The sequence below is a fragment of the Oleiphilus sp. HI0128 genome (genome assembly GCF_001635365.1).
The window spans coordinates 1-10,649 of sequence record NZ_LWGG01001252.1 but is presented as its reverse complement, the minus strand read 5'-3'; the positions used below and the strand labels follow the sequence as shown (position 1 = coordinate 10,649).

Below are 10,649 nucleotides of genomic sequence, written 5' to 3'. Positions count from 1 at the left end.
CAGGCTTTAGGCCGAAAACTTACTGAACTAAAGCCAGCTCAGCTAAAAAAAGTGCCAATGAGTGAAGATCTGACTCATGCAATAAAAGAGTCCTACAATATTCGTCAAAATGAGGCGAAAAGGCGGCACCTTCAATTCATTGGTAAGCTAATGCGCGCAGAAGACGCTGAAGCGATTCAGTTCGCAATTGATCAGTTTGACTCCAGCAGTCAACGATATGCTCAAGAGCTTCACCAAATGGAGTCCTGGAGAGACCGTTTGATTAGCGGTGGAAATGATGTGCTTAGTAATTTTATTTCCGACAACCCTGATACAGACGTACAACACCTGAGAGCGCTCGTTCGCAACGCTAAGAAAGATCACGACCAGCAAAAGAATACTGGCGCGGGTAAAAAGCTGTTTCAATATATTCGAACGATTACTCAAGATATTGAGTAAAGCCAGCTAACTTGAAAATAGCGGCATCGCTGCGCGAATTTTATTCAAGCCTTTAAAATCCAAATTCGCACTACAAATACCAGCTCCTTTGCCGAGCTGGTTTAATATGTTTCCCCAAGGGTCGATGATCATACTCTGTCCCCAAGTTTTACGCCCACGGCTATGCTCTCCACCCTGATTTGCAGCAATAACAAAGCACTGGTTTTCAATAGCTCGCGCACGCAACAATAACTCCCAATGAGCTTGGCCGGTTTTTTCGGTAAAAGCAGAAGGTACAAGTAATATTTTTGCCCTTGCCCTACGCATGTCCTGATACATCTCTGGAAAGCGCAAATCATAGCAAATTGAAAATCCGATTCCGGCCTGAGTACCATCTTCGAAACTTATCGTTTCAACTACGGTTCTTTCACCGGGACAAAAGGTATCCGACTCACGATACTCGCCATGCTCATCACCGACCTCAACATCAAATAAATGTTGCTTATCATAGTAGGCCTGTACTTCACCTGAGATATTAATCAGAAGACTACGACTAAAATATCGTTGCTTCCCTTGTGAACTAAGTGAGAGCGAAGCGGGGAACGGCAAACTACCCAAAACCAGGTTGATAGAATTATTTTTGGCAAATTGACGAAAGGCTTCCAAATATCCTTCGAACTTTTCCTGAAGCTGGGAATTTAGTGCGCTGCCGAAATAAAGAAAGTTTTCAGGGAAAACAACTAGCTCACAATCAGAACCAGAAAATTCACGCTCGAGTACCTCCATCGCCAGCTTGAAATTTTCTTCTGGCTCATCAGTACTGACCGTTTGAATGCATGCAACTCGAACCACGGCGTTACCTTATATAATTGATTGATGTCGTAGTATTTTAATTCGGTGCCAAATTGCTTTCTGCACCCGCATCACTCTCTTCTATTGGTGGCGTTACTCGCTGAGGCGTTTGAGTCGTCTTACGTTTTTTCTTGCTCGCGTTTACCGCCTCTTTTAATTCCACTATAGGCTTTTGCCACGTACCCGTAATATCGTATCGGGAAGTAGTTAAAGCACTTAAGGGTTCACCAAGCAATTTGTCTGCAAGCCAAACTAAACCTCCAATTTGAGGAGCACCAAGAACGAGAGCTGCCAAAGGCACATTCTGCGAAAAAGGCAGCTCAATAAGCATGTCCAGGTCCAGCGCCTTACTCGCTAAGTCACTACTTCCGTTTATGGTGTACTTCCCTGCCGGCCCATCAATGACCAAGGGTTTAGAGAGTGTAAGTAAGCCCTGATCTATACTTGAGTTCATCGTAAAAGAGTCGAAGCCGACCCCACTTTTATACAGGTCGGAGAAATCCAGCTTTAAACGACGCATTATCGCTTCAGCGTTCAAGATGCCGAACAGACGTAAAGCACCTGTTTTTTCATCGTCAGTTTGCAGAAATCCATCTTCGAGTATCAGTGACAGAGAGCCTGATAGTTTACCTAGCGAAAAGTCCTTAGGTGCACCAGGCCAGGTAAGCGCAAGCTTTGAACTAAAGTCATCACTACTCACAAGAGGATCAATACCTGCCAATCTGAATACATTTTCAAAATGCCTACCTTTGCCATCCATTGTCAGAATGCTGGTCTGTAAATTGTCTTCTGAAACCTGCCAATTAAGCCGTCCGGAAAACTGGCTACCTTTAACACTGCCTTTTATATTTGAGAATATCGCTCCTGTTGGCGACGACTGCAAATTACCACTCCAAGCACCTAGTTTTCGACCATCTAACTGCAAGTTAGACGCGGAGAATTCGACATTACTAAGCGTTCTAGGGTCAATTGGCGCACTATCTTCCTTTAAGTCTGAACTTGGTGTATCGCTACTTAATACCAGTTTGCTGAAATCTGCCTTGATAGAGCCATCAGTATTCGGCAGAACTATTTTTCCGGAGATATCCTCGCCTCTCAACTCAACTTGCCACTCATCACTTGGCTGAGAAATTTCTATACGAGCTTGTTTTAACTTATGATCAAATGCAGTTGTAGAAGCAACATCTAACTGAACTTTCTTAAGAATACTTTCCGTATTATTATCACTATCCAGCTCCCAAGGTAAGGCTATTAAATCGCCTACAAAGTCGATCCATGAATCTGCATCTAGTTCATTGAGATTAGCCGCGATGTTGAGGCCACTTAAGTCTGGCGCTTCCATACTAGCCTTATTTATCGAAACCTCTCCAAATGAAAATTTACCATCCACAAACAATAATTCGGTGTTGAGCGCCTGACTATTATCCAAGTTCAGTTTAGACAATACCAACATCTGCGAAGGTTTGAGTTTTAGACGAGTAATGAAATCCTCTCGTTGATCAACATGTTTCGCCAAGGGCCAAGGCCAGTCGCGCGTCAAGCCTTTTAAATTACTTCGAATATCAACAAAAGGCTCAGACTCCTTATGATTTGGGAGGTATAGTTCAGCGAGGTAATCGAAGCTTCCACCCAAAAACGCCGTAGTTTGATAGCCAAAAAAGTCGAAAACCTGTTCGATATCGGTATTACCTGCCAGGCTTATATTCGTTTGTGAGAGGTCTCTAAATTCATTACTTTCAAGATCAGTAAGCAGATAATCGTATGTAGCTGGATCAAAAGAAGTAGAAATATTTAGCAATGCAGGCTTCCCGAAAGCAATAACCTCTACGTCATTAGCTGTTACGCCCTTATCTTCTGTAACGTCGAGGACACCTGTCACGCGGTCAAAACTGATTCCAGAATCGGGATGATGAAGCTTAACCCCTTCTAAAGTCGAGCGAATAAGATAAGCAAGCTCAGCGCCGTCATCTCCTTCGGATACGGGTATATCCAAGAGTACGTCAACATCAAAGTCACCTTCGAACACTAACTGCTCTGCAACAGCTTCAGTATGTTCAGAGATTGGTGACTCAGCCAACCAATACTGTAAGTTTTCAGATGTAGCCTTTGTACTGCTTTCTATTCTAAGTATTGAGCTGGCTGCCCCTTCAGGCTCAAGCATTGTAGCTCGAACTTCATTTAGCTTTGTGTCGACAATTTTGGCCTCAGGAGCAATAACCAGCAACTGACCATTTTGAAGTGAGATATTCGCGTTTAGTTGCTCAGCAGGCGGCCAATTCCTGTCAAAGTCGAGCACCAGGTTTTCAGTATTCAGGTCGATGCTAGAAGTAAAGCTGTTGTCTGCAGTAATAGTTTCAACTGATCCGTGCCCCAGGTAAACTCCTGAAACAACGGTACCGGACCTTAAGGCATCGACTAACCAATCATGTAGACCTGAACCAACAATATAGTAAGGCACAAAAGACGGAGCGCTGGGAGCACTAAGATCTTGAAGAGCAATGGCTAAATCCAAGTAATCTTCATCGCCCTCTCCGTTTAGCCTTATAGAAAAATCACCATATACCAAACCTCCGTCTTGTTGCACCAAGCGCAAGCCATCAGAATAAACGTCTACGCCGTCTTCTTGAATATCCCACGCAACGTAACCATCAGCCTTTGCCATCGTCCAAGGCTCAAGAAATAATTCCGGGAAACCCAGCTCAAAGTCATGACTTGAAAAGTTTACGAAGCCTCCCTGATTATCAGCAAATACATATCCATTGATACCCATCCCGGAGGGTGTTCCTTCATAAGCATCTAGAGAGACCTGATCAAGCTCAGCTTCAAAGGTAAATGATGAGGCGTCTTTTTGATGTTCGATATTGATCCAGGCGTTTTTTAGTTGCCCTTCTGGCTGACTAATCTCAAGACGATCATGAAGATTATCTGACAAAAGCCCAGACGCGAGCCCCAATTGAGCAAGACAGTAAATATCGAGTTCTGACATCGATACCTTTGTTTGCGATGCATCACTGTTAATATTAATAACATCGCTTTGACACAAGCTCCCTTTCCAGGAGAAATTAAGGCCGTAAACAGACATATTCTGACCCTGATTGCTCTTTTGCCAATGGTAATCGAAAGCCAGGTTTCGTATTGGCGGAACGGATTGTTCCCCCGCACGCCAATTCATTTCATTTAGCTGAAGGTTGCCTTGAATTGATGTAAGACTAAACCCTTCGAATTCTAACCATGCACGCGTGCTTGCGGAAATATCATCAATTGATAGACTTTCCCAGCTATAAACTTGTAGCAATTTACCAAAGAATTCAGCGGAGCGTGCTTCGATATATAAGCTAGTCTTCATTCTTGATTCAGTTAACACGCCCTTACCTTCCAGAGAAAAAGATAATAAGGAACTAGCACTGTCAGACTCTCGAATCGAGCCGCTAATGAAGACACTATCATCGTGGTAAGTTAAGGAGCTGTTGGGAATTCTAAGAGTTTGAACCAAGCCTTTATTGTTATGTAAGGAGAGGCTTAAATCGTTAAGGTAGATTTTCGCTTGCCCAAGTAGAGCTTCTATATCTATTGGCAAGGCAGTTGGTGTCGCCTTCTCTTGCTGCTGTAACAATTCTTTTAAATCTACCGGTGTTGAAGCGACGGACCAGGCACCATCCTCAAACTGTTGCATACTAAGCTCAGTATGCTCAATCATGATTTCCTTGATAGAAGGCTGGAGATTAAGAAGAGAGTTGAGGAATGAAGCCTGTATACGTATACGCCCAACATAAGCGTAGCTCTGCCCGTTGACGCTAAGGCCGTGAATATTGAGCGTTGGGTCAAGACCACGCCAAGCAGAGTTCAATTGACGAATTTCAACACGCTGACCACTTAACTCAGATAGGTAACGCTCTAGATCAGGACGGTAGTCTTCAAGAAATATACTGGCTATTCTTAGCCCGAGTACGTACAAGGCAACCAGAAATAATACCGAAAAGGCAATCGTTATTAACTTAATCCTAATGATTTTCAGTATTTTATTCTTCACATTGTCACGCTAGACTAAGACTACATCAAATTGTCCCTGATTATACATGACTTCTACTTGAAACTTGATTTGCTTGCCAATGAAGGTTTCCAAGTCAGCAACATTGTCAGACTCCTCATCGAGTAAGCGATCAATCACGTTTTGCGAAGCCATAACCAAATAGATATTTGCGTCATAAGCACGATTCACCCTGAGAATCTCACGCATAATTTCATAACAGACTGTTTCAGCGGTCTTTAACACACCAGTGCCATCACATACAGGGCAAGGCTCACACAAGGTTTGCCCCAAGCTTTCAGTGGTACGCTTACGTGTCATTTCAACCAGGCCAAGCTCTGAAACGCAACTTACCGTTGTACGTGCATGGTCTCGCTCAAGCATTTTCTCTAACATTCGTAGAACCTGGCGCTTATGTTCCTCATCCTCCATATCGATGAAGTCGAGAATGATAATCCCGCCAAGATTTCTTAAGCGCAATTGCCTACCAATGGTCCTTGCAGCTTCGAGATTGGTCTTGAATATGGTCTCTTCAAGATTACGATGCCCGACAAAACCGCCGGTATTCACATCAATCGTGGTCATAGCTTCGGTTTGATCAATGATTAGATAGCCACCAGACTTAAGTTGAACCTTTTTTCCCAGCGCCTTCTGAATTTCATCATCAACATTATATAAATCGAATACAGGTCGTTCACCTGGGTAATACTCAAGCCGCTTACTAACATCAATGAGAAAGTTTTCGGAGAACTCCTTTACAATCCCATAACTTTCTTTTGAATCGATTCTAATTTTCTCGGTTTGAGGCTTTACCAGATCTCTTATCGCACGTGTAAACAGCGGCAAATCCTGATAGACAACAGATGGAATTGCGTTCTCTTTGATTCGCTGCTTTAGTTTTTTCCAAAGGCGCTCCAGGAACTTTATATCTGCCGTAAACTCATCTTCTCCTGCACCTTCGGCCGCAGTACGCACAATAAAGCCCGAGCCTGCCTCTTCGTTATCTACCTGACAATTCAAAACAAGCTGCTTTAAACGCTCTCGCTCTACTTCATCTTCGATACGTTGAGATATACCAATATGTGAAACACTTGGGATATAAACCAAGTAACGGCTAGCAATTGACAGCTGAGTGGTTAAACGGGCACCTTTCGTACCAATGGGATCCTTGATGACTTGAACAACAAGCTCTTGACCTTCGCGCAACAATAATGCGATATCTGCATTATTCTCACTTTCGCCAGTTTCACCGACTTGTGGGTTAGAGGTGATATCAGAAACGTGTATAAATGCGGCGCGCTCAAGACCAATATCAACAAATGCAGCCTCCATTCCAGGAAGCACACGGACTACTTTTCCTTTGTAGATATTACCAACGAAGCCACGACAACTTGAACGCTCGATATACACTTCTTGCAGCATTCCGTTTTCTACAAGCGCTACACGAGTTTCAACCGGCGTAACGTTAATTAAAAGCTCTTCACTCATAGCACTACCTGAAACTTTCCTGTCAAAATAATAAGATTAGCAGCTATTGAAACGAAGCGGCATATCAAAGCGTTTTTTTATTATCGCAATGCAAAAACAAGACGGTCGGTGAAAATTAATACAAAAGGCCAAACTAAGGCGCTTGATAGTGCAGCTCCCAGATAAGACATATTATTATCGACAGCGCCAAGCGCTCCTCTGATAGTCATCACAATCATCAACAAAATTCCGATAATAAAAAATATTACCAAGGACTGCTGTAGTACCGGAAACATTTTTAAGCGTTGATGCATCGTCAAAACCAAATAAGAGACGATACAGCAAGCAATTATATGAATACCGAGATAAGTACCTGACAGCACATCCATGATTGCGCCCACAATAAAAGCAGAAAACAGACCAATACGTTCGGGGTGCCTCAATAACCAGTATATCAAAGTCAATACCATCCACTCAGGACGAAAGGCAAGTAGCATTTGCGGCATTGCTAACAATTCCAATACGGCAGCTGCGGCGAAAGACAATGCAACGGCCACCCAACTTACTCTCGACTGAGTCATTCGTTTACCTCGTCAGACGCATGCTGCTTAGTACTAGATTGTTCTTTATTCTCATCGATGACGGTACTATCGTTTTGCCCCTCTTTAAACACCAAAAGCAAGAGACGACTTCTATTCAACTGTGCTTCAGGCCTGGCGCGAACCTCTGCAAAGGAGCGTCCATCATGGTGCGATATCTGGCTAATCCTTGCCACTGGATAGCCTTCCGGGAAGCGCCCCCCTAGACCAGAACTTACCAAAAGATCACCCACCTCAATATCAGAGGTATCTGGAACATTTCCTAGCTCAAGATAGTCGAGCGCCCCAACACCATAAGCAATCGCCCTAACACCATTTCTATTTACTTGGACAGGAACCGCATGACGACTATCAGAGATAAGTAGGACCCGGCTGGTAAATTCATTTACTTCAACCACTTGCCCCATCAATCCCTGTGAATCAAGAACGGCCTGACCGAGATAAACCCTGTCTTGACTGCCCTTGTTAAGCAAGATGTATTGATTGTCAGAATCAGGGCTAACACCGATCATTTCGGTAACAACGACACCATCGTCAACAATGCGAGAAGCATTCAGTAGCTCACGCAAGCGATTTAACTCAGCCGTTACTGATGCGAGTTTTTGAGCTTTGCGCTCAAGCACCAACATGCGGGATTCCATTAAATCGATTTTTTCTTGGAGATCGGAACGGCTCGTAAAGCTTTCACTCAAGCCTTCACTAATAGAAACCGGTAAATCACTCAACCAGTGAACCGGTGTTAACGCAGAGCTTATTACTCCACGAACAGGGTCTAGATAGCTAAATCTAACATCAATGAATATCAATAAGAGTGATACGACTGATGCTAGAATTAACCTGTATACGAGATAAGGGCCTTGAACAAAAATTGTTTTATCAGAAGCGCCAAGTTTCATTACTCAATGTTACCCAGCTTTTTATTCAATTGGATATAAGCCATCCGAGCTATTATCGATCAATTCGATTGCTTTACCACCACCACGAGCAACGCAGGTAAGCGGGTCTTCTGCGACAATAACAGGAAGGCCTGTTTCTTCACTTAAAAGTCGATCAAGACCTCGGAGCAATGATCCGCCACCTGTCAGGACAATACCACGCTCGGCAATATCTGATGCAAGCTCTGGAGGTGACTGCTCTAAAGCCCCTTTCACTGCCTGTACAATCGCAGATAATGACTCTTGTAGCGCTTCGAGGATTTCTTCACTGTTCAAGGTAAAGCCACGAGGCACACCTTCTGCCAGATTGCGACCACGTACATCGATCTCTCGAAGTTCAAGACCTTCGTATGCACAACCGACTTCCTGTTTAATCTTCTCTGCAGTGGTATCACCAATTAGGCTGCCGTAGTTACGACGAACATAAGTAACAATTGCTTCATCAAAGCGGTCACCACCAACTTTTACTGAGTCAGCATAAACAATGCCGTTTAGAGAAATGATGGCAATTTCAGTCGTACCACCACCAATATCAACGACCATAGAGCCACTTGCTTCTTCAACGGGTAAACCGGCACCAATCGCAGCAGCCATTGGTTCTTCAATCAAATAAACTTCACGGGCACCTGCACCTAGAGCAGACTCGCGTATGGCCTTTTGCTCAACTTTAGTTGAACGACTCGGTACACAAACCAAAACACGCGGGCTAGGTGTTATAAAGCTGTTTTCGTGAACTTTGTGAATAAAGTGCTGCAACATCTTTTCAGTCACAACGAAGTCTGCAATAACTCCATCCTTCAATGGGCGAATTGCTGTGATATTACCAGGAGTACGACCAAGCATACGCTTTGCTTCAGCACCAACCGCTGCAACTGTTTTTTGCGCTCCGTTGCTACGAATAGCGACTACAGAAGGTTCATCCAGAACAATGCCTCGTTCCCTAACATAAATAAGCGTATTAGCTGTCCCTAGGTCAATAGATAAATCGCTGGAAAATAAGCCTCGGATCTTTTTAAACATGGTGTGAGATCAACCTAAACAATTCGTAGAAAATAATCGAGCAACTTTAACAACGGTACCTATATAGAGCAAGACGGAATTGAAAAATGAACGATAATTAAAGCTAATTTACCCCATTTCTGAACATATATTAAACAATACGATTTAATTAACCCCTCTTATTTGTCTGGCCGGAATTATTCCTGATATTATGGCGGCAATTTTTTAATTACCTAACACCTAATCTGTGGCTTCGAATTGATGCTCCAGAAAAGACAACGCTTGAGGATTAACATGTCCATCGATCCAGAAGACATCAATAAAATTGCTCACCTGGCTCGGCTTCATATCGAAGACGATAAAGTTGAGAAAATCAGTAACGATATAACAAATATTCTGTCATTGGTTGATCAGCTACAAAATGCCAATACTGAAGACATTCCACCAATGGCTCACCCAATGGATGCTGTACAGGTTCTACGTCCAGATGTTGTCACTGAAAGCGATAAAAGAGAAAAGCTCCAAACTGTCGCCCCCAACACTGAAGACGGTTTATTTCTTGTGCCAAAGGTTATTGAGTAAGGTGAACGTCCACCTATCCATTAGCAACATCACATTATTATCGATAGCACAACATTCACTCTATTCGAAAGCTAACTAAACATGCTAAACAAAACTGTAAAACAATTATCAACAGGGCTTGCTAGCGGCGAGTTTTCAAGCCTCGAGCTCAGCCAATACTTTCTAGACAGAATCAAGAAGCTTGACGGCCAATATAATAGTTTCATTACCGTTACCGAAGAACAAGCGCTTGCACAGGCGAAAGCAGCCGATGAGATTATCGCAAGCGGCAAGGCAACACCCTGGACAGGTATTCCCTTTGCACATAAGGACATCTTCTGCACCGAAGGCGTGTTAACTACCTGCGCCTCAAAAATGCTAGATAACTTTATTCCGCCTTATGACGCCACCATCGTCAGCAATTTTAAAAATGCGGGCGCAGTTTGTTTAGGTAAAACAAACATGGATGAATTCGCGATGGGCTCATCTAACGAGACAAGTTATTTTGGCAAAGTTATCAACCCTTGGAGCCAAGAAGAGCAACTTGTACCCGGTGGTTCATCTGGCGGTTCAGCAGCTGCCGTTGCCGCTCGACTTGTGCCAATAGCAACCGCAACCGATACCGGCGGCTCTATTCGCCAGCCTGCTTCTCTTTGCGGCTTAACCGGATTAAAACCAACCTACGGCCGTGTTTCACGCTACGGAATGATTGCCTTCGCATCAAGTCTTGACCAAGCTGGCCCGATGGCTCTCACTGCAGAAGATGCGGCAATGATGCTGAACGTGCTTGCA

Annotated in this window: 9 protein-coding genes; 3 read left to right on the top strand and 6 right to left on the bottom strand. The window is 43.7% G+C overall.

Annotation, left to right across the window (positions count from 1 at the left end; genetic code table 11):
- The coding region (yjgA, locus tag A3763_RS21205) for a ribosome biogenesis factor YjgA (RefSeq protein WP_068760466.1) at positions 1-438 on the top strand (438 nt) is incomplete at its 5' end.
- Positions 439-444: 6 nt separating this feature from the next.
- Here yjgA and A3763_RS21200 read toward each other — a convergent pair.
- From A3763_RS21200 to A3763_RS21175, 6 genes are all read right to left on the bottom strand, one after another.
- Complete coding sequence (locus A3763_RS21200) at positions 445-1,269, bottom strand: carbon-nitrogen hydrolase family protein (RefSeq protein WP_068510930.1); 825 nt, start codon at positions 1,267-1,269, stop codon at positions 445-447.
- A 37-nt stretch (positions 1,270-1,306) separates the two neighbouring features.
- Entirely contained in the window at positions 1,307-5,299 is a 3,993-nt protein-coding gene (locus A3763_RS21195) for a YhdP family protein (RefSeq protein WP_068507585.1), read from the bottom strand.
- 9 nt (positions 5,300-5,308) lie between these two features.
- On the bottom strand, positions 5,309-6,784 hold the full coding sequence (gene rng, locus A3763_RS21190; protein WP_068507582.1) for a ribonuclease G: 1,476 nt from the start codon (positions 6,782-6,784) through the stop codon (positions 5,309-5,311).
- A gap of 80 nt (positions 6,785-6,864) precedes the next feature.
- The gene (gene mreD, locus A3763_RS21185) at positions 6,865-7,344 is read right to left on the bottom strand and encodes a rod shape-determining protein MreD (RefSeq protein WP_068507580.1); all 480 of its coding nucleotides are present in this window, start codon (positions 7,342-7,344) and stop codon (positions 6,865-6,867) included.
- The gene (gene mreC, locus A3763_RS21180; protein WP_068507578.1) at positions 7,341-8,258 is read right to left on the bottom strand and encodes a rod shape-determining protein MreC; all 918 of its coding nucleotides are present in this window, start codon (positions 8,256-8,258) and stop codon (positions 7,341-7,343) included. The genes mreD and mreC overlap by 4 nt, the downstream gene beginning before the upstream one ends.
- Positions 8,259-8,279: 21 nt before the next feature.
- Positions 8,280-9,317 carry a rod shape-determining protein gene (locus A3763_RS21175; RefSeq protein WP_068507576.1) on the bottom strand — a complete coding sequence of 346 codons (1,038 nt, stop codon included), beginning with the start codon at positions 9,315-9,317 and terminating at the stop codon, positions 8,280-8,282.
- A 273-nt stretch (positions 9,318-9,590) separates the two neighbouring features.
- Here A3763_RS21175 and gatC point away from each other — a divergent pair, with 273 nt between their 5' ends.
- A complete protein-coding gene (gene gatC, locus A3763_RS21170; protein ID WP_068507575.1) occupies positions 9,591-9,878 on the top strand; it encodes an Asp-tRNA(Asn)/Glu-tRNA(Gln) amidotransferase subunit GatC in 288 nt (95 codons plus the stop codon).
- 81 nt (positions 9,879-9,959) lie between these two features.
- Positions 9,960-10,649, top strand: a 690-nt coding sequence (locus A3763_RS21165; RefSeq protein WP_255376632.1) for an amidase, incomplete at its 3' end; no start/stop codon positions are given.

Excerpts from the sequence above, each read along its gene's own strand:
- A3763_RS21175 (WP_068507576.1), bottom strand. The coding sequence starts at position 9,317 with ATGTTTAAAAAGATCCGAGGCTTATTTTCCAGCGATTTATCTATTGAC.
- mreD (WP_068507580.1), bottom strand. The coding sequence starts at position 7,344 with ATGACTCAGTCGAGAGTAAGTTGGGTGGCCGTTGCATTGTCTTTCGCC.
- rng (WP_068507582.1), bottom strand. The coding sequence starts at position 6,784 with ATGAGTGAAGAGCTTTTAATTAACGTTACGCCGGTTGAAACTCGTGTA.
- gatC (WP_068507575.1), top strand. The coding sequence starts at position 9,591 with ATGTCCATCGATCCAGAAGACATCAATAAAATTGCTCACCTGGCTCGG.
- mreC (WP_068507578.1), bottom strand. The coding sequence starts at position 8,258 with ATGAAACTTGGCGCTTCTGATAAAACAATTTTTGTTCAAGGCCCTTAT.